This is a genomic window from Rhizobium sp. RU33A, from assembly GCF_900156055.1.
Taxonomy (GTDB): domain Bacteria; phylum Pseudomonadota; class Alphaproteobacteria; order Rhizobiales; family Rhizobiaceae; genus Allorhizobium.
In genome coordinates, this window is record NZ_FTMQ01000005.1 from 252,829 (window position 1) to 274,408 (window position 21,580).

Genomic DNA, 21,580 nt, shown 5'->3' on the forward strand with positions numbered 1-21,580 from the left:
TCCATGAAAGCACTTGTCCTCGAGCGTGTCGGTGAACTCTCTTTGCGCGACATCGATCTCAGCCAAGAGATGGGCCCGGACGACGTCCGCATCCGCATCCACACCGTCGGTGTCTGTGGCAGCGACGTGCATTACTATACCCATGGCCGGATCGGTGATTTCATCGTCAATGAACCCATGGTGCTCGGTCATGAGGCGGCAGGAACGGTGACCGAAGTCGGGGCCAATGTCACCCATCTGAAGCCCGGTGACCGGGTCTGCATGGAGCCCGGCATTCCCGACCCGAAATCACGCGCCTCGCGGCTTGGCCTTTATAATGTCGATCCGGCCGTCGCCTTCTGGGCAACTCCGCCGGTCCACGGCGTGCTCACCTCTGAGACGGTGCATCCGGCAAGCTTCACCTACAAGCTGCCGGACAATGTCACCTTTGCGGAAGGTGCGATGGTCGAGCCCTTCGCTGTCGGCATGCAGGCAGCTGCCAGAGCCAGGATCACTCCAGGCGACACAGCCGTGGTGACCGGCTGCGGCACGATCGGCATCATGGTGGCGCTTGCAGCTCTTGCCGGTGGCTGCTCGCGCGTGCTGATCTCGGATCTCTCCGAAACTAAGCTCAAGCTTGCCGAAAGCTATGGCGGCATCACCGGGGTCAATCTCAAGCAGATGGATCTCGTCGAAACGGTCAACGCGGCAACAGACGGCTGGGGTGCGGATATCGTCTTTGAATGCTCGGGCGCGGGCGCGGCCATCAAGGATCTGTTCAAGCTTGTCCGCCCTGGTGGCACGATCGTGCTCGTCGGCCTGCCACCGGAACCGGTCGCCGTCGACCTTGCAGCCGCCTGCTTTCGCGAATGCCGGATTGAGACCGTCTTCCGCTACGCCAATGTCTTTGACCGGGCGCTGGCCCTAATTGCCGCCGGCAAGGTCAATCTGAAACCCTTGGTCTCGGGCACCTATGCTTTTGAGCAATCAATAGCTGCCTTTGAGCGTGCAGCCGAAGGCCGGCCGGAAGATGTGAAGCTGCAGATCATCGTGGACGGGGAGGGGAACTGATGGCCACTGTCGAATGCCGCGGCATCCGCAAAGTCTATGGCGCGCTGGAAGTCATGCGCGACTTCGATCTCAAGATCGATGATCATGAATTCGTGGTCTTCCTCGGCCCATCCGGCTGCGGGAAGTCCACCATGCTGCGCATGATCGCCGGGCTTGAAGAGATTTCCGGCGGCGATCTCTTCATTGGTGGCAATCGGATGAATGAGCGCGATCCAGGCGATCGCGGCATCGCCATGGTCTTCCAGAACTATGCCCTTTATCCGCATATGAGCGTGCGCGAGAACATCACCTTCGGGCTGGAGCGGGCAGGCATCCAGAAAGGTCTAATCGACCAGCGCCTCTCACCCGTCGTCGAGGCGCTGGGGCTCGGCGTCTATCTCGCCCGCAAGCCGACGGAACTGTCAGGCGGCCAGCAACAGCGCGTGGCGATCGCGCGCGCCATGATCAAGACGCCCGAAGTCTTTCTGTTTGACGAGCCTCTCTCCAATCTCGATGCCAAGCTGCGCGGCAGCCTGCGCGTCGAGATCGCCAAGCTGCACCGCGATCTGAAGACGACAAGCATTTACGTCACCCATGACCAACTCGAGGCGATGACGCTTGCCGATCGGATTGTCCTGATGAAAGACGGCCGGATCGAGCAGATGGGAACGCCGGAAGAGATCTACCAGAAGCCGGCAACCGTCTTTGCGGCCGGTTTCATTGGCACACCGAATATGAACTTCCTGACGCTCGACAAGACGGGCGAGGATCTCGTGGACACCCATATAACTCTGCCAACACCTTTCCCGGTCAAGCCGGGCCCGGTCACCGTCGGGATCAGGCCCGGAGCACTCCGTCTGAGCGGCGATCAGGGTTCAATCAGAGGACGGGTCGAGCGCAATGAGTTTCATGGTGAGACGCGGCTCTTGACGCTCAGCATAGGTTCAAACGAACTCTCTGTATCAGTGCCGGCGTCGCTACGCGTCAGGCAAGGCGAGGTACTCGGTTTCGATGTCGCGACTGATGACCTTCATCTCTTCGATCCGAAGACAGGCCACCGCCTAGGCTAAGATCGCCGTTCTCACAGCAGAGCAGTGTGTTGCTTCGCTCAGCAGAAATGCGCTTGTCTGGTGCTTTCCAACTCATGCTGGTGGCTTAACCATCCTGCGTTCTGTGCGGCGGCGACTGACTCCGATCAAGGTCGTTCAGGGGATCGAGAATAGGGCACTAAGAGTAACGCTTCAGTGTCTGGCCGGTCGGGCTCAACAGTCTGGAGGCTTTCGGCATTTTGCTTCAGGCATGCCAGTTAATTCGGTTTCGGCGGTTGAAACTTTTCGCTATGGCCGGCCGATACAGGTGAGGGGAGCTGCCGCGTCCGCTCCAGGCCAATGCTGAGGCAGAACTCGCGCTCCCGCTCCAGTTTGGAGGCTCCGAAAGCCTTTTCGGGTGCCGCTTTAGGCCACCAGCCGTAATGGTTCAGCTGGCACGCAATGCCATCAGTGCGGGAGAAGCGTAGCTTGCTTCTTCCCCGCATAAAATGCTTGAGACTTCTCAGCCTTTCCCCCGGACCATCAGAGTGTTGACATCAGGTGCGTTATACCCGCTTGAGCACATTCGCTATCCTGTGCCGGAGTGCCTGAGCTCAGACCAATTGCGCCGACGACCTCACCATCTATGATCACGGGCAGGCCTCCCGCAACGACCATCAATCGGCCTCCAATGGCCGAGTTGATGCCGTATGCGGGACTACCTGGCTGGCTCGCGGCGCCGTAGCTTTCTGTGGTGCGCTTTGCGCCTGCGGCAGTATATGCCTTGTCTTGTGCGATAATCGTGCTGGTGATCTTTCCGCCGTCCATGCGTTCAAAGGCGATCAACTGACCCGATTCATCGGTCACCGCGATGCACATTGGTACGCCGATCTCTTCGGCCTTGTTGCGCGCGCCTTCGATCAGCATGCGGGCATCGGTGAGGCTCAAGCGTTTGATGGTCAGCATTTGGGTCTCCTTGGTTCAGGCTCTGGAAATAGGTTGGCAGGTTGATCGATTTGGAGCACCTCGAACAGTCATCGCCGTCAGTTCATGGCACTTATATTTATTGCTAGGTCGAAACAGTCGCTGAGCGGGCCAGGCCACACCACTTGGCAATGATCATGGCCGTCGTTGCGACAAATCTCACATGATCTTCGCTGTCGACCCATTCATCAGTTGCGCCGTTCTGCGTCAGGTTACCGCAAAGCGGCCCAAGACCTATCGTCGGGATGTTCTTCTGCACCATCGGATTTCGAATGTCGGAGCCGGTATGCATCGGATTGATAAAGGGTTTGAAGCTGCAGATCGTCTCAATTGATGAGGCCGCAGCCTTGACCAATTCGTGGTCGACGGGAACTTCTGCACCGGCAACGCCAGCGTCCCACAGGATCTTCGGAGGGTGATTTGCCAACCAAGGATCGTTGGCGGTGACACGTTCAATCGCCGCCTCGATCGCGGCACGCACGGTCTCAAGCTTCTCGAAAGGAGGAAAGGCAATCGCAGCGCCGAGAATACAGCGGTCTGCACCGCGAGACAGCCGGTCTTCATCGCCTGCTTTAATATACGACACCATGAGGTTGGTCGAGCGTCCTATCTCTCCTTCAAGCGCCGGATGGTGAACAGCTGCTGCCCGCTCGTCATCCAAAGCCCTCAAAGCCTGAACAAGAAGAATTGCCTTTTCAATCGCATTGACGCCTCTGTGCGCAAAAGCTGTCTGGTGAGGCTCTGTCGTCGGTGGTGCCTGGCCCTCGATCTCGATCCGAAATTCGATCTGGCCGGATGTGAAAGCTTTGATCTCCTTCATGCCGACACCAGACTCCGCGGGATGGAGGTAAACGACAGCGTCGGCGCTCATGCCGCGTTGCAAGGCATGAGAAACACCCCTGGCGTGCTGCTTGCTTGGGGTGCTTGCAACATGAACGTCTGCCAGAGGACAAAAGCCGAGAGAGTTAAGCAATGCGATCGCCTGCAATCCCGCAGCAATACCCGAGAGGTCATCAGCAACGCCCCAGCCATAGAGCTTGCCATCGATCATTTCGCCTTTGAAAGGATCATGCTTCCAGCCATTGTCTGCACGGAATGCTTCGCAATCGGGGTGGGCGAACAGGATCAGGCTGCGTCCGCTGCCCACTCCCTTTAAATGTGCAACAATGCAGGTGCGCGGCTGGGGACTGATTGTCGCGCCATTTGCAAATTCTTCCACGAGGGCGACGTCGGCCGGGTTGTAGGTGCTGGCTTCTACATCACATCCAAGTGCTTCGGCATTTCGGCGAAACAGGGCCTGAACCTTCGGTTCTCCGTCCTCTTGAGCAGCGATGTATTGTCTCAGGCCCGAGATAATCTCGCCGCGGTGTTCCTGTGCTCTGTCCCAGATCTGCGTGAGGATATCTTGCATGCGGGTACTCCTAGATGGCCACAGAGGCGCATCGCCTCTTCAAGAGGCGAATGACCGAAAAAGCTGTATGATCGATAGGATCTTCATCGACAGCAGCGTTGCGGCCATCGACCCTGATCGTGATCGGTCCAGAGCCCGAAATTGCCTCAATCTGGAACCAGGCTTGTGTGATCGTTGGATCTGCCACCAGAACGACTTGTGTGCGATCGAGGCCTAGCCCTGCAAGGCCTGCCCCGGTGACGACATTAAGATGGCCCGGAAACAGCCTTGCTACTTCACGGGCGCTGGCTTCCAGAAATGCTTTCGGCACGAGCACCTGGTCAAGATCAACGAACTGCAGCGCCCCCATCGATTTCCAACGTTTGGTGGGATACGCAACGGTGACGGTGACCTTTTCAAGTTCGTGCTCGCGTGCCCCTGCTAGAAAACCGATTGACCCGAGTGCGCCGGCAGGAATCTCCAGACGGCCGGGCCCTGACGCTGCTGCACCGTAAAACCGAAGCTGCTGACGCTCATCGGCGAAGGCGCCCAAAGACAGTGGAACGACATCACAGCCCGCTTCCAACAGAAGGGGACCAAGGGTTGCCAGGGTATTTGCGGATGCACATTCCGCAACGACTGACGGTGACGCCTCGAGAAATTCTTCGAAATTTGTGCAGACCGTTGCTTCGGGTACCACTGCACGGGCGCTGGACAGCTGATGGTCTCGCACCAGGATTGCACTCGTTTTCGGACCGTGTTCGCCGCTAGCGAAAAATCTGGCAAGACGCGAGCCGATTGCTCCGAAACCAATAATGCCCAAGCGCTCAAGTGCCGGATTACAACGCATGGCATCTAGCTATTTTGCGAGGTGAATAAACCACCTGTCGTTTTCCGTTCAAACTATCCTCCCACCCCGCCTGTCGAAACGATCCCTTAAGCTCGCTTGTATTCGTTTGGTATACCAATATTATGCTGCGAACAAGTGGTGCAGCGACCTTGGAGGATCACAATGGAGGACGGCATGGTTCAGACGGTAAATGGCAGTGTTGATGCCGAGCAGTTGGGCATGACGCTGATGCATGAGCATGTCTTGTGCGAACTCACACCGCGGGCGCGCCGTGTTGACCCACAAGAGGAGGTGATTATCACGCTGGAGAACGTCTTTGACGTCACATACCGCCCTAACGATTATCCAGGTAACCACAGGCTTCAAGACGTTGGGATTGCTCTCAAGGAGGTGGCACGATTTGGTGCACTGGGTGGTGGTACGATCGTCGAGATGACGACCGGGGGGCTGCAGCCTGATCCACTGAGCCTGCAGCTGATCAGTGCCAAGACAGGGGTCAACATCGTTTTGGGCGCGGGCTTTTATACGGAACCCTACCAGGACGAGGAAACCCTCTCACTCGACACAGATGAGATGGCGGAAACTATCATCCAACAATTGACTGAAGGCGCCTGGGGCACGGATGTGCGCTGTGGGATTATTGGTGAGATTGGCTGCTCATGGCCGTTGACCCCGTTTGAAGAGCGCTCTCTGCGAGCCGCTGCCAAGGCCCAGGACAAAACCGGTGCCGCGATTACGGTCCATCCCGGACGCCATCCGGACGCCCCCAACCAGATCCTCGACATCCTCGAGAACGCAGGCGCCGACGTAAGCCGAACAATCATCGATCATATGGAGCGCACGTTTACAGACCCAGAAAACGTCCTGGCATTAGCCCGCCGAGGCTGTGTCGTGGAATACGATTTCTTTGGTATCGAGCAATCGCAATACTGGCTCGGTATCGCTGATCTGCCCACTGATTGGATGCGCATCTACGATATCAGGCGGCTGTTCGATGCTGGCTTGGGAGCAAATGTCGTCATCTCGCAGGATATTTGCACCCGTTCACGCCTTCAATCTTACGGCGGTCATGGGTATGGCCACATGATTTCGAATGTGATCCCCCTGATGCGCGATCGTGGTTTCGGTACGGAAGAGATCAATCGCATGCTTGTCGAGACCCCGGCACGTCTGTTGTCGCGGGCCTAGGCCGCGCATGAGCGCCATCTGCAACTATTCGTTGACCACGATATGCATCCGGGCGAATGCGATAAGGCTCTCGACATGCGCCGCGACAGCCTTGTGGGCGGCCACCGAATCCTTTCGCTGCAAGGCATCGATGATCAGGAGGTGTTCGGTTGAATCAGGCTTCAGCCGGTCCTTCAATTGTCCGATTTCGAAGAGGCGGGTGGTGGCTCTCAGGCTCCGAAGTACGCCAGCCATGACTTCGTTGCCGCAATAGTCGATAATGAGGTTGTGCAGGTGATCGTCTGAGAACCAGTGTGCGTCGGTATGGTAGGCCGTTGCTCCCATAAGCTCGTCGATTTCGCGGTGAACCTCGATGAGCTTGCGCCCAGGGATGTTGTCCATCGCCTCAACAGCTGCCTGTGGCTCTATCAGCAAGCGAAGCTTCAGGCTCTGGATGTATTCGCCAATATCGACGTGCCGTACCACATAGTTTCGACCGTCTCCCTTGTGAACCAGGCCTTCGCCCTCAAGCCTCTGCAGTGCTTCTCGCAAAGGGGTTCGTGACACCCCCAGGGTTTCAGCAAGACGCGCTTCGACGATGACATGGCCGCCGCCCAGACGACGATGCCGGATCATATCGGAGACTGCATTATAGGCGAGCGCTGCGAGCTTGTGGCCGCCTTCTTTTGCAGTTCTGTCGATTTCACGATGCGAATCAATATTCGTCACGATGCATCTGGCCTCCCGGCCTCCACGGTGCTTTGATCCATTGAAATCTGCCTAAAGGGTTTTCTTGCGACAAGCCATGGTCCATACGGGGCGTAGATGTCAAATGGCTTGGAGTGACGGGACATGGACGAAGCCGCTGCGACTGACAGGAGCCTTGCGGACGAAACCTACAGCAGCCTCCTCGACGAAATTCTCTCGGCGCAGTTGAGCGGCGGTGCGGTCATCCAGGAACGGCGGCTCGCTTTGCGCCTTGGGGTGTCGCGTTCGCCCATGCGCGACGCGTTGGGGCGCCTCGAAGGGCAGGGGCTTCTGGTGCGCAATGCCAAGGGCGTTTTGACCGTCAAGGTGATCACGCTTGCAGATTACCTCAACAGTATCGCAGTCCGGCTGATGCTCGAGCCGAGTGCGGCAGCGCTTGCCTGCAACATGATTTCGGGTGAGGTGCTTGGGGCGTTGAGAGAGATGCTGGAAAAGATCGAGGCTGATCCAGACCCGGCACCTGCGTTTGTCTGGGCCTTCGATGATGCCCTTCACAATGGTATTGCTGCTGCAAGCGGCAACCGGTTTCTCGCCGACATCATTGGCCAGATGCGACGGTACACCACAATATTCGAGCGCCAGCGCAAGCTTGCCCAACGTAAACCTGGACTTGCTGACCATCAAGCGATCTTGGACGCACTGACTGCCCGGGATGCTGAAGCGGCCCGAAACGCCATGACCGAGCATCTCGAGCATATCCGCCGCAACGTGCTGTCGACATACTGAGCGGCGCTTTGCCCCCTTCCTCTCATTAACTCTATCAAAATTGTGCGGCCACTCGATCAACCGCTTGCGGGCCGAATATTTTTGTGTATGACTTTGGTATACCAATTGAATGCGAAGCTTCAGCATTCGAGGGTTGGTCCACCAGAAGATCAAAAAATCACCAGAGGTTCTCATGTCTTTTCGCACCATTTCCGTTGCAGCCGGACTGCTGCTCACGACTGCCGTTTCAGCATATGCACAAGATTGCACCCCCAGGATCGCGGACAGCGAGCTCGTCAAGCCTGGCACGCTCATCATGTCGACAAACCCCACGCTCCCGCCATTGCAGTTCGTTGACTCCTCGGGCGAATTGAAGGGCATGCGCATCGAGCTTGGCACAGAGATCGCCAAGCGGCTCTGCCTGACACCTGAATATGTTCGTATCGAATTCTCTGCGATGATCCCGGGACTTCAGGCCGGTCGCTGGGACATGATCAATACCGGCATCTTTTTCACACCCGAACGCGCCGCCATGATGCAGATGATCCCCTATGAAGATCAGGCAATCAGCATCTCGGTCGCCACCGACAACGAGACGGTCAAGACCAAGGAAGATCTCGCTGGCATGCGCATCGGGGTCGAGATCGGAGGCTTTGAGGAAACCAAGACAAGGCTCCTCGACGAGGAGCTGAAGGCGGCTGGCAAGGAAGGTTTGGCAATCCAGACTTTCGACAATTTTGCGCTGGCCTATCAGGCGCTGCGTGCAGGCCAGGTGCAGGGCGTGGTGTCGATCGACGGTGTTGCAAAAGAATACGATACCCGCGGTGATTTTCGGCGCGCGGTAAGCGGGCTCTATCCGGCTCCCGTGGCTGTTGCCTTCAAGAGTGTTGCGCTTTCGGATGCGGTCTCGGCGGTCCTGCAGGAGATGAAGGCTGACGGTTCACTTGCCAAGCTCTTCGATGCCTACGGAATGCCTATGGTCGCTGGCGATTATACGGTGAAGGGGCCGAACCGCTAATCGAGAGCGGTTCAGTTTGATCCCGGGTGTCGGTGAATGCCGGCACCCTCATGAACTCAGAAAGGCCTCGGGCATGTCATTTTGGAGTTGGTCCGGTTTCTTCGACTATCTCGTCAACCCATTCATTCTGGGTGGAGTGGTCACGACCATATGGTTGACCTGCGTATCGCTGATCGCAGGGCTTGTCCTCGGCTTTGTCGTCGCCTTGTTGCGTCGCTCAAAGCTCCGCCTGCTCCGAAGCATCGGTTGGGTCTACATCTGGATATTCAGAGGCACGCCGCTCCTGGTCCAGCTTATCGTCATCTATACCGCCCTGCCGCAACTGGGCCTGCGTTTTTCCGTGGTGGAGGCAGCCCTTATCGGTCTTGCGCTCAACGAGGCGGCTTATCTTGCCGAAATCATCAGAGCCGGGATCGAGGCCGTCCCCGAAGGGCAATCGCGTGCTGCAAGAGCGCTTGGCATGACTGAGCGAAAGATCATGCGCTATATCGTGATGCCACAAGCCTTCAAGGTGATCATTCCGCCGCTCGGGAATTCCGTCAACGGGCTATTGAAGACGACATCCGTTACCTCTGTCATCTCTATGGAAGAGCTGCTTCGCCGCACTCAAGTGCTCATCCAGGAGAAGTTCATGGTGCTCGAACTCTTCGCCGTTGCGGCCCTCTATTATCTGCTTCTCACGACTGTTTGGGACTTCATCCAGCGACGGATCGAAAGACGCTTCGGGCAATCGACAGCACCGGTCCAGCTCGCAGAACAGCGCTGATATCTACAAAACAAGGAATAGATTTCATGTCCAAGACGTTTCGCGGTGTCTTCACCGTGATGATTACGCCTGTCGATCCCGAAGGCCGGGTCAACCTGAAAGCGCTTGCTGCATTCACTGACTGGCAGATCAGGGAAGGGATTCACGGGCTCATTCCGCTCGGCTCCACAGGTGAGTTTTTGTCGCTGTCTGACGAGGACTGGGAGGCTGTCGCCCGAACAGTCATTGAGACCGCTGCCGGGCGCGTGCCTGTCCTGATCGGGACCGGTGCCGAAGATACGCGAGAGTCTGTTCGCCTGAGCCGGAAAGCAGAAGAACTCGGCGCCGATGGCGTGATGATTATCCCGCCCTTCTATTCGACGCCAACCGAGGATGAGATCGTCAAGCATTACCAGACGATCGCCGCATCTATCACCATTCCGATCATGGTCTACAACAATCCTGCGACCTCCAACGTCGACATGAGGCCCGAGCTTCTGGCGCGCATCGCAGATATTGACGGCTGCGACTATGTCAAGGAATCGACGCTCGAGGTGACGCGTATCCGCGATATCGTCCGGCTGGCCAAGGGCAAGATGACGCCATTTGGCGGGATTTTGGGCTTTGAGTCTTTCGTCATGGGCGCCGAAGGCTGGGTTGCCGTCGCATCCAATGTGGCGCCATCGGTCATGGCACGAATTTTCACGCTCGTGGCTGATGAGAAAAAGTATGATGAAGCGCGTGAGCTCTATCTGAAGTGGTTGCCAATCATTCAGGCCGTCGGCGGTCAAGCCTATGTTGCGGGCTCGAAGGCTCTTCTGAACCATATGGGCTTTGCCGCGGGAGCTCCGCTTCCTCCGCGCCTCCCGTTGCCAACACAGCAGGATGCCGAGATGAAGGCATTGGTCGAGCGTTTCGGCATGGCCTTCTCTTAAAGGCGAAATTGGAGTTCCGCGGTGGCAGCCGAAACCTTGAAGGACGACCACAAGACCCTCTTGATCAACGGTGTGGCACACCGTGTCGAGACGGGCCTCTCTGTTGCCGCTGCGCTGACTAGCATCGGCTGCGCTGATTTTTCGATTGACGCAGCAGGTGCAAACCGCGGGCTGTTCTGCGGTATGGGCGTTTGCAACGAGTGTCTGGTTACCATCGACGGAAAAACCAGCCAGCGATCCTGCATGACACAGGTTGAAGATGGCATGCGGATCGACTGGCAGGCGTCAAAGCCCGATATCGCAGATCCGACGCTCCAGGACTTGAAACCCGTTCCTGAGAACATCCCTGACTTTGACGTGGACGTGATGATCGTTGGTGCAGGCCCAGGCGGTCTCGGAGCGGCCATCTCTGCAGCCGAAGCTGGCGCCCGGGTCACTCTCGTTGACGAACGGCACACGCTCGGGGGACAGTTCTACAAGCAGCCAAACACGCCAACTGCGCTTAGCTCTCTTAGCGATGATCGCCAGGCTGCTGATGGTCGTGCTCTGATCGGTCAAGCCCGTGCACTCGGCGTAACAGTCTTGCCAGGTGTCACTGTATGGGGTGCTGGTCGCGACGGGAGTGCAACAGTCATTTCGTGTCTTGGGCCCGATGGCGCCTTTTATTGCCGTCCGCGTATGCTGGTCATCGCTACAGGCGCCTATGAGCGTCCCAATCCTGTACCTGGATGGACCTTGCCGGGCGTGATGACAGCCGGCGCAGCGCAAACGCTTTTGCGCAGTTATGGCACGGTACCCGGAAAACGCATCCTGATCGCCGGCAATGGGCCGCTCAACATTCAGGTTGCAGCCGAGCTCGTCAAGGCAGGTGCTGACGTCGTTGCTTTGGTGGAGAGAGCCTCTGCTCCTTGGTCTAAACCAATCGATGCACTCGCACTTCTAAAGCTTGATCCAGCATTGGCGATCAAGGGAATGCGCGAACTGGCACGGCTTGAGCGTGCCGGGGTTGATGTCGCCTGGCAATCACAAGTTTTGTCGATCGAAGGACCTGGCAAGGTCAAAACGGCTGTCGTGCGTGGGCCAAAGGGCGACACCACGTTCGAGATCGATACGGTATTGCTTGGCGGTAATTTTGCGTCATCCAGCGAATTGCCCCGACTGCTCGGTTGTGCTCATCGCGTCGGGGCCGACGGACAACTGCGCGCTGAATGCGACGGCGAAGGCATGAGTTCACGGCCCGATGTTTACATCATCGGGGAGGCACGACGGTTCGCAGGAGCGCAGGTTGCTCTGGCCGAGGGTAGATTGGCCGGACGCGCCATTGCCAGAAAGCTCGGCCTCACCGTCCTCTCGGCGACATCGCATGAGCGCAAGCTCACCCGCGCGAAGTCATTTCAACAATCCCTCTGGCATCTCTTTGCGTCTCAAACACCTACACTGACGGTTCCCGACGATGTCCTGGTATGCCGCTGCGAAAGCGTGCAGATGAGAACCCTCAAGACAGCTGCCAGACAAGGCCCTCCCGATATTGCAACGCTCAAGCGATTGACACGTGCGGGCATGGGCCGTTGTCAGGGGCGGTACTGCTCTCCAACACTGACTGCGCTTACGGCACACCCCATCAATGAAACGGTGGGTGTGCTCGCCCCACAAATGCCGCTCAGGCCGCTGCCGCTTGCAGCATTGGCGGTCGAAAAGCCCGAATGGGGTGGCCACAAGCGTGCGCTTTTGCCGGATCGCCCGCCCGTCCCACATGGCGCTGCTTTGCCCTTGAAGGAAGCAGCGACGGTGGTGATCGGCGGGGGAATTGCAGGTCTATCGACAGCGATGTTCCTCGCCCAGGCCGGCGAAGACGTGATCGTGCTGGAACGTGGATTCCCTGGGGGTCTCGCCTCCGGCGGCAATGCGGGAAGCCTCCACGCGCAACTTCTCTCCTTTGATCACGGCGCTCGGGCTGAAGCCGGCGGCGGGCCCGCTGCGCGAAGCCTGTCCCTCCAAAAGGATTCTATCGCGCTTTGGCAACGGTTTCAGGATGAGCTTGGTGTCGACTTCGAAATGAAGATCACCGGAGGCTTGATGGTTGCCGAGACGGAAGCGCAAATGCGCTTCCTGGAAGAGAAAACCAGGCTTGAAAGACAGCAAGGCATTGAATGCCATGTGATAGGGCGTGCCGACCTTAAGGCGCTGGAACCTCTGCTATCGCCTGAGTTGATCGGTGCCGCCTATTGTCCTCAGGAGGGCAAAATCAATCCGCTGGTCGCTACGCGTCATGTTGAGGACGCGGCCGTCGCCGCTGGCGCGCAGATCTTCGACCGGACGGAGGTACAGGCAATTGTTCGGCTTGACGCAGGATTTGAGATCCAGACGTCGCGCGGCACGATAAGGGCCGGCCGGATTGTCAATGCTGCTGGCGCCTTTGCGTCCCGAATTGGTGCCATGCTTGACCTGAAGGTGCCTGTCTTTGGCGCGCCGCTTCAAATGGTCGTCACGGAGGCTGCAGCACCTGCGATTTCCCATCTTGTGGCTCATGCCGACCGTCATTTGACGTTGAAGCAGGCCGCCAATGGCAACTTCATTATCGGAGGTGGATGGACTGCCGGTCTCGACCCCGTCCACAGCCATCCTCGGCCGATCTTTTCCAGTATCGAGGGCAATCTGTGGGTCGCTCAGCATGTCGTGCCTGGACTGCGCAAACTGCATGTCATCAGAAGCTGGGCTGCGATGAACATCAATATCGATGGGGCGCCGATCCTCGGGGAGCATCCAGACATGCCAGGCTTTTTCAATGCCGTTACGTCCAACGGCTACACGCTCGGCCCGATCGTCGGTCAGATCACTGCAGACCTGGTATGCCGTCGCGATCCAGGCCGAGACCTTTCTGCATTTTCGATTTCTCGCTTCAAAGGAGGGCAGCCATGATCGAGATCAACGGCATCTTCAAATACTATGGCCACCACCCCGTTCTGAAGAATTGCTCGACCAGAGTCTCTAAAGGTGAAGTGGTCGTGGTCTGCGGACCATCAGGGTCGGGAAAATCGACGCTGATCAAGTGCGTCAATGCGCTGGAGCCAATTCAAAAAGGATCCATCCGCGTCGATGGGATCGAGGTGAACGATCCTTCAACCGACCTGCCTGATCTGCGCTCCCGCATCGGTATGGTTTTTCAGAACTTCGAACTCTTTCCGCACCTGACGATCGAAAACAATATCATGCTGGCCCAGCGCATTGTCCTGCACCGCTCGGAGACCGAGGCGCGCAAATGCGCAATGGATCTCCTGGACCGGGTCGGCATGTCAGGACACGCCCACAAGTATCCTGGTCAGCTATCGGGCGGCCAGCAGCAGCGCGTGGCGATTGCCCGGGCGCTGGCGATGAATCCGAAAGCCATGCTTTTTGATGAGCCGACCTCCGCGCTTGACCCGGAAATGATCTCGGAGGTTCTCGATGTGATGACGGGCCTTGCGCGTGAAGGCATGACAATGATGGTCGTGACTCATGAAATGGGTTTTGCGCGCAAGGTCGCAAACCGTGTGGTTTTCATCGATCAGGGCGAGATCGTCGAAGATCTGCCGACGGACGAGTTTTTCGACAACCACACAAATCCGCGCACTGAGGCCTTCCTCAGCAAGATCCTGCATCATTGAGGCCAGGCGATGAGTGACTTTGACCTAATCGTTCGCAGTGGCACGATTGCAACGGCGTCGGATGTCTTTAAGGCTGACATTGGTGTTCGGGATGGACGCATTGTCCAGATTGGCGAAGGCCTTGCCGGAGCGCGGAAGACTATAGATGCCGATGGCAAATATGTCCTGCCCGGTGGCATCGATAGCCACGTCCATCTGGCGCAACCCTCAGGCGAAGGGATCGTCATGGCTGATGGTTTCGAGAGCGGAACGCTGTCGGCGCTGTTTGGCGGAAACACCACCGTTATGCCCTTCTGCCTTCAAGAAAAAGGGCGCCCTCTGCGCGAGGCTCTGAATGACTATCACAAGCTCGCAGAAGGGAATTGCTATACGGATGTGAGCTTTCACCTGATCGTCAGCGATGCGACCGAAAGTCTGATCGGGCAAGAGCTTCGAGCCCTTGCTGCCGATGGATATGCGTCCTTCAAGGTGTTCATGACCTACCAGGATCTGCGCCTGAGCGATGCTGACATTCTCAAGACCCTTGATGTTGCCAGAGAAACCGGTGCGACTGTCATGGTCCACTGCGAAAACGAGGATGCGATCCGCTTTCTGATCGATCGTCATGAGCAGGCGGGCATGGTTTCTCCTCGCGCCCATGCCTCCACCAGGCCGGCGGCTGTCGAGCGTGAAGCCACCCATCGGGCGCTGACGCTTGCCGAAATTGTCGATGTCCCGATTGTCATCGTTCATGTCTCTAACGGTGAGGCTATGGACGAAATTGCTCGGGCCCGCGCCCGGGGTGTCAAAGTCATCGGAGAAACATGTCCGCAGTATCTGATGCTGACCGCTGACGATCTTGACGGAATGGATTGGGAAGGTGCCAAGTTCGTCTGCTCGCCGCCTCCTCGTGACAAGGCGGCACAAGAAGCTTGCTGGCTCGGCATAGAAACCGGTGCCTTCGACCTGTTTTCCTCCGATCATTGTCCCTTCCGCTATGATGATGCGCAAGGCAAGCGCAATCCGAAGGGATTGAAGAGCTTTCGCCATATTCCAAACGGCATCCCCGGGGTTGAAACCCGGCTTCCAATCTTGTTTTCGGAAGGTGTGATGAAGGGCCGGATTGATCTTCCCCGTTTTGTGGCCCTGTCGGCCACCAATCACGCAAAAACATATGGCCTTTACCCTCAAAAGGGCACGATTGCGATCGGAGCCGATGCGGATCTAGCAATTTGGGACCCGGAGCAGCGACGGCATATACGGCATGCCGATCTTCACGACGCAGCCGACTATTCGCCCTACGAGAGCCTTGAGGTCACCGGTTGGCCAACCACCGTCATTCTATCCGGCCAGGTGATGGTCGAAGACGGGGTTCTCGTCGGTGAGAAAGGTGCCGGAACATACCGTTCGGCCAAGACCCGCCCACCAATCGACAGCATGAACATGAAGGAGATCTGATCATGAAGCTGAAAGTCACCGCCGGCCCCTTCGTCTTTGACGCAGTGCTTGAAACCCAGAAGGCGCCTGAGACGTGCAAGGCCTTCATGGAGCGCTTGCCATTTGACGGACAGATCGTCCACGTTCGCTGGTCGGGTGAAGGTGTCTGGATTCCGCTTGGCGATTACAACTTTGGTGTCGGCTACGAGAACCATACAAGCCATCCTGCTCCAGGCCATATCATTCTCTATCCAGGCGGCATCAGCGAAACCGAGATCCTGCTTGCCTATGGCGGTGTCGATTTCTCATCGAAAATGGGCCAGCTCGCTGGCAATCATTTCATCACCCTGACATCCAACCTCGACAAGCTTTCGGAGCTTGGCAACAAGACACTGTGGGACGGGGCGCAGCCAATCCGATTTGAACTGGTTTAATGGGCACTTCGCTGGGAGACGTTTGAACGACTTGCGCCTCCCACACCCCGACCAAAAGCCGGGCAGAAAGCGCCATATGTGGTGGCTCCTTGTGGTCAAGACTCTGAGCTTTCGAGGGCACGAGCCGCTGTCACTTTGCCTTCTCAGGGCGTTTCGTGATCGGTCCGGCTTTCTCGAACCTATTCTGAACGACGTTCGATTTCGCCAGGCTGCGCATGCAGAACAAGGTGCCGCCTTGTCTTGTCGATCCTTCAGCCTGTTACATCAAGCGGATAGGCCGTTCAGATGGCTATGGATTGGAAGGGAGGCCAACAGAGGCTCATGAGTTGTTGGCCTTCCCATTTACCCCACAGCCTTACCTGAGGTGACAGGATGTCGGGCGACTATTGTTCCAGCAAGATCGCACCGGTTGAGGCTTGTGATCATCACCCTATCTGGACGCTGCTGCCAGGAAAGCGCGCCAGCCGCCGAGGTCTGTAATATCCTCGGCCCCAGGGAGGCCGGCCGGTTCACAAAGGAAGCCCTTGACGGCAGATCCGTCATCAAGCTTTACGGTCCCGATCGAGAGCGGCGAAGGAACAGTTGTCATGAAGGTACCGAACTGGTCGAGGGGGAGCGCCCAGACCTCAAGCGCAATCGCCTGTCCCCCCTCGTTCAACCGGACGAGCCCCGGCCGCTGAGGCGGTCCGCCAGCAAGTGCGTGCAAGCGGTATTCGGGTGCGGTTTGGCGCTGCGCAAGAAAGCGGCCACCAAGACGGGTGATCTCGCCGTTGAGCGGCAGGCCGCGCATATGGGCGCCGACCAGTGCGATAGGGATCTCGGCTGGGCCGGCTGCCGGTGGAAGGGTAGCGATCGGCTCGAGCTCCCAGCCTGTGGCACCAAGTGGCGGGGAGGCTTCAACCTGCAGGCTGGCCGCTATGCCGGCGATGCGGCCATCCAGCCCGGCAGCAGCCAGCAGGGTCACGCTTCCGGGTCTTCCATCGTCACGCGTCGCGACCGGCACGGCGATCCCACATAGATCCAGCAGGTTGACAAAGTTTGTGTATGTGCCGAGCTTCGAATTCGGCCCGACAGGATCCTGTGTCAGATCCGTGACGCTGAAGAAGCACGGAATGGTGGGGACACAAAGGAGGTCCGCCGTGGCGATCAATGGGGCTACCTTGCGCTTGAGATCGGCAAGTCGGTAGATGTCACGGAAGGCATCTGACGCGGTTAAGCTTTCAGCCCTTCCGATGATCCCGCGGGTCACCGGAAAGAGCGAATCGGGCATGGTGCGGATCATTTGTTCTATGGCCGCATAACGCTCCGCCACCCATGCGCCTTCGTAGAGCAATTCGGCGATGCGATAAAGCGGTGTGAAATCGAGAGGCACGATGCGGTGTCCCATACCCGCCAAAACAGCAATCACCGCCTCGAAGGATGCTTGCTGGACGACATCGCCAAAGAAGCGGCGCGAGGCTATATCGGGAACGCCGATGCTGAAGCCCGCGCCCGGGACTTCCAGGAAGGGGGCTGCAAGATCGCGGGAATAGGCGTCGGCCTCGTCATGGCCGGCGGCTGCCATGTAGACCGCGAATGCATCGGGGACAGTCAAGGCGAAGATCGAGATGGTGTCGAGCGTGCGGCAGGCCGGCACCATGCCGGTGGCAGACAGTGTGCCGAGCGTCGGCTTCAGCCCGACAATATTGTTGAGCGCGGCTGGCACGCGGCCGGAGCCGGCTGTATCCGTTCCAAGAGCAAAGGGCACAATGCCACGCGCCACAGCCACGGCCGAGCCGCTGCTGGAACCGCCCGGCACGATGGAAGGATCAATAGCGTTTTTGGGGATCGGATAGGGGGAACGCACACCAACAAGGCCGGTGGCGAACTGGTCGAGATTGGTCTTGCCGATCGGAAGTGCACCGGCAGCTTTCAGTTTTGCAACCACAAAGGCGTCAGCCGTTGCGGCATACTCGAAGGCCGGGCAGGCGCAGGTGGTCGGCATGCCCGCGACATCTATGTTGTCCTTTACTGCGAAGGGAATGCCATAGAGCGGGCGTGCCTGATCGTAGGGGCCAAGGGCTGCAGCGGCCGCCATCATTGCCTCTTTCGGTGCCAAGTGGATGAAGATACCAGGATCGTCAGCCTCTTCAATGCGCCGATAGACCTCCTCGATCACAGTCATCGGGCTGAGGCCTGCGGCATAGGCGGTGTGCAACTGCTTAAAGGTGAAGGGCATGGTCATCATGTTCATGACGGCACTTTCAGATGTCAGAGGATTTCGACCGGCTTCGTCCACTGGATGAGGACGACGCAGCCTTCTGCCGAGGAGACGGAATGCACGGTGCCTTCGGGGTTGGCGACAAGCGAACCTGGCCCATAGTGGCCGTTTTCGTCGCTTTGTGAGCCCTCCAGTATCAGAATGGTTTCCAGCCCCGTATGCCTGTGCTGCGGCACGCTGGCGCCCGGCGCATAGCGCAAGAGCGCCAGTTCCGGTTCACCCTGGATGAGACGGCAGATCTCCACGCCATCGCGAAAATGTTCGAAGGGGGCTTCCTTCCAGCGGCTCGCCAGGAACTGTGCCATATGCAGGGTCTCACGCATCGAGGGCCTCGACAATCTGGTCCACCGTCGCCGCCCAGCCAACGATCGCGCCTTGTGCGGTCATCATGGCGATGGCGGCCTTCTTGAATTCTGGGAAATAGCTTTCGGTTGCATCGGTCGCGAGCAGGCACTCATAGCCCCGGTCGTTTGCCTCGCGCATGGTGGTCTGCACGCAGACCTCCGTGGTCACGCCGGCAAAGACGAGTTGCGAAATGCCCTTCTCCTGAAGGATTTCGTCAAGAGGGGTCGCGTAGAACGCGCCCTTGCCGGGCTTGTCAATGACCGTTTCGCCAAGCAGCGGTGCAAGGGCGGCGACGATATCGGCTCCGTCTTCGCCTGCAATGAGGATGCGGCCCATTGGACCGGGATCACCGATGCGCAGGGATGGCTTTCCACGCGCCCGCTTGGCAGGCGGGCAGTCCGAAAGGTCTGGCGCATGGCATTCGCGCGTGTGGATCACCGGCAGGCCGGCACGGCGAAAACCATCAATCAGACGCGCGGTGGCAGGGATGATCGCCTGAAGAAGGGTGACGTCATTGCCGAGCGTGGCGCCGAAGCCGCCCGGTTCAATGAAGTCGCGCTGCATGTCGATGACGACCAAAGCGGTCTTTTGCGGGGTGATCGTGATGTCGAAGGGGCGTGCCTTGATAACTGCCATCAGTGATGTCCTGCCATATGTCTTCCAATTTCCCCGATATCGGCTCCGTCAGCTTGCGTCTCAAATACGATTGCGCCTTCCGACATGACAAGGATGCGGTCGGAGAGTTCGAGGATCTCGTCGAGATCCTCGCTGATCAGCAAGACGGCAGCACCTCCATTGCGCGCCGCCATGACGCGCGCGCGGATTTCCGCCACGGCCGAGAAATCAAGGCCGAAGCAGGGATTGGCGATCAACAGCAGGTCAAGGGTTCCACTCAGCTCGCGGGCCAGCACGGCACGCTGAACATTGCCGCCGGAAAGGGACGCTATTGGCGTGTCCAGCGACGCAGTCTTGACCTTGTAATCGCCAATCAGCCGGGCTGCCAGCGCGGACATGCGGCGCCGATCCAGCCAGAATTTGCGCTTTTCTGCCAAGAAATCGAAATCGCGAAAGAAGATGTTTTCGGCTACGCTCATCTTTGGAGCGCAGGCGTTGCGCAAGGGCTCTTCCGGCAGCGTGCGGACATTCAAAGTCCGCATCTCGCTACGGCTGGCCCGAAACGGCGTGCCACAGACCTTGACACTTCCCGCAGACAGCGGTCGCTGCCCCGACAGGATCTCCATCAGTTCCATCTGTCCGTTTCCAGAAATGCCGGCGATGCCGACGATTTCTCCAGCACGTACCGTAAGATCATCAATGGTGATCGTCTTGAGGCCCGATCGATCCGGCGCCTTGGCGCTGGAGACGGTCAACACCGGCGCGCCGTTCATCGGGACGCGGGCAGCAGGACGCATCAGTTCCTTTTCGCCGATCATCATCGCTGCCATCTCTGCGGTCGAAAGGTCAGCCACCTTGCCACCGCCGACATGCTCGCCGCGGCGCAATACCGAGACTGCGTCAGCAAAGGCCGTCACCTCGCGGAACTTGTGCGAAATCATCAGGCAGGTGAGCTCGCCAGCCGTGGTCAGGCCGCGCACCATGCCGAGTAACTCGTCGGCTTCCGAGGGTGTCAACACCGAAGTCGGCTCGTCCAGAATGAGAAATCTGCGCCCGAGATAAAGTTGCTTTAGGAGCTCCAGCTTCTGCTTCTCGCCCGCCGCGAGCCGTCCAACGGGGACGTCCAACGGTACGGTGAAGGGCATTCTTTCCATGAAAGCGGCAAGGTCAGTGCGCTCCTTGCCCCAGTCGATACGGGCCGGCACATCCGCGCGGCTGATCACCAGGTTCTCTGCTGCCGTCAGCGAGGGCACGAGCGTGAAATGCTGGTAGACCATGCCGAGGCCCAGATCGTGGGCGTCGCGCGGGTCTCGGACCTGCACCTCGCGGTCAGCGACCATCATCTGGCCGGACGTCGGACGATAAAAGCCCATCATGCATTTGACGAGGGTCGACTTGCCCGCACCGTTTTCGCCGAGCAGGACATGGAAGGAGCCCGCTTTGACCTTCAGCGAGACGTCGTTCAGCGCGGTGAACGTTCCAAACCGCATCGTCATGCCGACCGTTTCCACACCGATGGCGCGCGTCAGTGCCTTGGCTTGCTGAGCTTTGGTGCTCATGGCAGTGCCTCGACAAACTTGCCACTGTCGGAAACCGCGCCGAAGACGCCGCCCTGCATCTTCACCATCTTGATCGCAGCCGCATGGTTGCCGGGGTCGGTGGCAGCGCAACAGTCTTCGAGGAGCAGGCATTCAAAGCCGCGATCGTTCGCCTCGCGCATGGTGGTATGCACGCAGACATCAGTGGTGATCCCCGAGAGCACTATGTTTTCGATACCGCGGGTGCGCAGGAGTAGCTCGAGGTCGGTGGCGCAGAAGGAGCCTTTGCCCGGTTTGTCTATGACAGGCTCACCGTCCATGGGCTTCAGTTCGTCGATGATCTCCCAGCCTGGCTCGCCGCGCACCAGGATGCGCCCGCAGGGACCAGCATCGCCAATGCCGGCGCCGATTTGTTGTGAGCGCCAGCGCTTGTTCGCAGGCAGGTCGGAAAGGTCCGGCCGGTGACCCTCGCGGGTGTGTATGACGTGGTAGCCCTTGTCACGCATGGCTTGAAGCACGGCCTTGATCGGCTCGATCGGCGCTCTGGTGAGCGCGATATCATAGCCCATTTTGTCGACATAGCCGCCCGGCCCGCAGAAATCCGTCTGCATGTCGATGATGATCAGGACCGTATTGTCCGGTCTCAGATCTCCATTATAGGGCCAGAGATAGGGATCGGCCTGAATGGTGGTCATCACGGTCTCCATTC

General features: G+C 58.4%; 20 protein-coding genes. 11 read left to right on the forward strand and 9 right to left on the reverse strand.

The window, feature by feature from the left end; genetic code table 11:
* Nucleotides 1-3: 3 nt before the first annotated feature.
* Nucleotides 4-1,050 carry an NAD(P)-dependent alcohol dehydrogenase gene (locus tag BW978_RS18650; protein WP_076397319.1) on the forward strand — a complete coding sequence of 349 codons (1,047 nt, stop codon included), beginning with the start codon at nucleotides 4-6 and terminating at the stop codon, nucleotides 1,048-1,050.
* A complete protein-coding gene (ugpC, locus tag BW978_RS18655; protein WP_076397320.1) occupies nucleotides 1,050-2,099 on the forward strand; it encodes an ABC transporter ATP-binding protein in 1,050 nt (349 codons plus the stop codon). The genes BW978_RS18650 and ugpC overlap by 1 nt, the downstream gene beginning before the upstream one ends.
* Before the next feature lie 501 nt (nucleotides 2,100-2,600).
* On the opposite strand, the gene BW978_RS18660 is transcribed toward ugpC, so the two are convergent.
* From BW978_RS18660 to BW978_RS18670, 3 genes are all read right to left on the reverse strand, one after another.
* A complete protein-coding gene (locus BW978_RS18660; RefSeq protein ID WP_076397321.1) occupies nucleotides 2,601-3,023 on the reverse strand; it encodes a GlcG/HbpS family heme-binding protein in 423 nt (140 codons plus the stop codon).
* Between the two features lie 103 nt (nucleotides 3,024-3,126).
* Entirely contained in the window at nucleotides 3,127-4,452 is a 1,326-nt protein-coding gene (locus tag BW978_RS18665; RefSeq protein WP_076397322.1) for a M20/M25/M40 family metallo-hydrolase, read from the reverse strand.
* A gap of 10 nt (nucleotides 4,453-4,462) precedes the next feature.
* Nucleotides 4,463-5,254 (reverse strand): aspartate dehydrogenase domain-containing protein, encoded by a 792-nt coding sequence (locus BW978_RS18670; protein WP_076397323.1) that lies wholly within the window; start codon nucleotides 5,252-5,254, stop codon nucleotides 4,463-4,465.
* A gap of 201 nt (nucleotides 5,255-5,455) precedes the next feature.
* Between BW978_RS18670 and BW978_RS18675 the strand changes: the two genes are divergently transcribed.
* On the forward strand, nucleotides 5,456-6,469 hold the full coding sequence (locus tag BW978_RS18675; protein ID WP_175616913.1) for a phosphotriesterase family protein: 1,014 nt from the start codon (nucleotides 5,456-5,458) through the stop codon (nucleotides 6,467-6,469).
* Between the two features lie 24 nt (nucleotides 6,470-6,493).
* On the opposite strand, the gene BW978_RS18680 is transcribed toward BW978_RS18675, so the two are convergent.
* Entirely contained in the window at nucleotides 6,494-7,177 is a 684-nt protein-coding gene (locus BW978_RS18680; RefSeq protein WP_076397325.1) for a GntR family transcriptional regulator, read from the reverse strand.
* Nucleotides 7,178-7,300: 123 nt separating this feature from the next.
* Between BW978_RS18680 and BW978_RS18685 the strand changes: the two genes are divergently transcribed.
* From BW978_RS18685 to BW978_RS18720, 8 genes are all read left to right on the forward strand, one after another.
* Entirely contained in the window at nucleotides 7,301-7,942 is a 642-nt protein-coding gene (locus tag BW978_RS18685; protein WP_076397326.1) for a GntR family transcriptional regulator, read from the forward strand.
* A 172-nt stretch (nucleotides 7,943-8,114) separates the two neighbouring features.
* Nucleotides 8,115-8,939: an ABC transporter substrate-binding protein gene (locus BW978_RS18690; RefSeq protein ID WP_076397327.1), complete on the forward strand. Its 825-nt coding sequence runs from the start codon at nucleotides 8,115-8,117 to the stop codon at nucleotides 8,937-8,939.
* A gap of 73 nt (nucleotides 8,940-9,012) precedes the next feature.
* Nucleotides 9,013-9,705, forward strand: a complete 693-nt coding sequence (locus tag BW978_RS18695; protein ID WP_076397328.1) for an amino acid ABC transporter permease — start codon at nucleotides 9,013-9,015, stop codon at nucleotides 9,703-9,705.
* A gap of 26 nt (nucleotides 9,706-9,731) precedes the next feature.
* Nucleotides 9,732-10,619 (forward strand): dihydrodipicolinate synthase family protein, encoded by an 888-nt coding sequence (locus tag BW978_RS18700; protein ID WP_076397329.1) that lies wholly within the window; start codon nucleotides 9,732-9,734, stop codon nucleotides 10,617-10,619.
* Between the two features lie 21 nt (nucleotides 10,620-10,640).
* On the forward strand, nucleotides 10,641-13,538 hold the full coding sequence (locus tag BW978_RS18705; RefSeq protein ID WP_076397330.1) for an FAD-dependent oxidoreductase: 2,898 nt from the start codon (nucleotides 10,641-10,643) through the stop codon (nucleotides 13,536-13,538).
* Entirely contained in the window at nucleotides 13,535-14,263 is a 729-nt protein-coding gene (locus BW978_RS18710) for an amino acid ABC transporter ATP-binding protein (RefSeq protein WP_076397331.1), read from the forward strand. The genes BW978_RS18705 and BW978_RS18710 overlap by 4 nt, the downstream gene beginning before the upstream one ends.
* 9 nt (nucleotides 14,264-14,272) lie before the next feature.
* A complete protein-coding gene (gene hydA, locus BW978_RS18715; protein ID WP_076397332.1) occupies nucleotides 14,273-15,700 on the forward strand; it encodes a dihydropyrimidinase in 1,428 nt (475 codons plus the stop codon).
* A 2-nt stretch (nucleotides 15,701-15,702) separates the two neighbouring features.
* On the forward strand, nucleotides 15,703-16,113 hold the full coding sequence (locus BW978_RS18720; protein ID WP_076397333.1) for a DUF3830 family protein: 411 nt from the start codon (nucleotides 15,703-15,705) through the stop codon (nucleotides 16,111-16,113).
* 430 nt (nucleotides 16,114-16,543) lie between these two features.
* On the opposite strand, the gene atzF is transcribed toward BW978_RS18720, so the two are convergent.
* Genes atzF through BW978_RS18745 form a run of 5 tightly spaced genes read right to left on the reverse strand, consistent with a single transcriptional unit; the run spans nucleotide 16,544 to nucleotide 21,566 of the window.
* A complete protein-coding gene (gene atzF, locus BW978_RS18725) occupies nucleotides 16,544-18,346 on the reverse strand; it encodes an allophanate hydrolase (protein WP_083697647.1) in 1,803 nt (600 codons plus the stop codon).
* A gap of 17 nt (nucleotides 18,347-18,363) precedes the next feature.
* Complete coding sequence (locus tag BW978_RS18730; RefSeq protein WP_006725485.1) at nucleotides 18,364-18,696, reverse strand: cupin domain-containing protein; 333 nt, start codon at nucleotides 18,694-18,696, stop codon at nucleotides 18,364-18,366.
* The gene (locus BW978_RS18735) at nucleotides 18,689-19,354 is read right to left on the reverse strand and encodes a cysteine hydrolase family protein (RefSeq protein WP_076397335.1); all 666 of its coding nucleotides are present in this window, start codon (nucleotides 19,352-19,354) and stop codon (nucleotides 18,689-18,691) included. Before BW978_RS18735 ends, BW978_RS18730 begins: the two co-directional genes overlap by 8 nt.
* On the reverse strand, nucleotides 19,354-20,892 hold the full coding sequence (locus BW978_RS18740) for an ABC transporter ATP-binding protein (RefSeq protein WP_076397336.1): 1,539 nt from the start codon (nucleotides 20,890-20,892) through the stop codon (nucleotides 19,354-19,356). Before BW978_RS18740 ends, BW978_RS18735 begins: the two co-directional genes overlap by 1 nt.
* Nucleotides 20,889-21,566 carry a biuret amidohydrolase gene (locus tag BW978_RS18745; protein ID WP_244552005.1) on the reverse strand — a complete coding sequence of 226 codons (678 nt, stop codon included), beginning with the start codon at nucleotides 21,564-21,566 and terminating at the stop codon, nucleotides 20,889-20,891. The genes BW978_RS18740 and BW978_RS18745 overlap by 4 nt, the downstream gene beginning before the upstream one ends.
* Nucleotides 21,567-21,580: the final 14 nt, after the last annotated feature.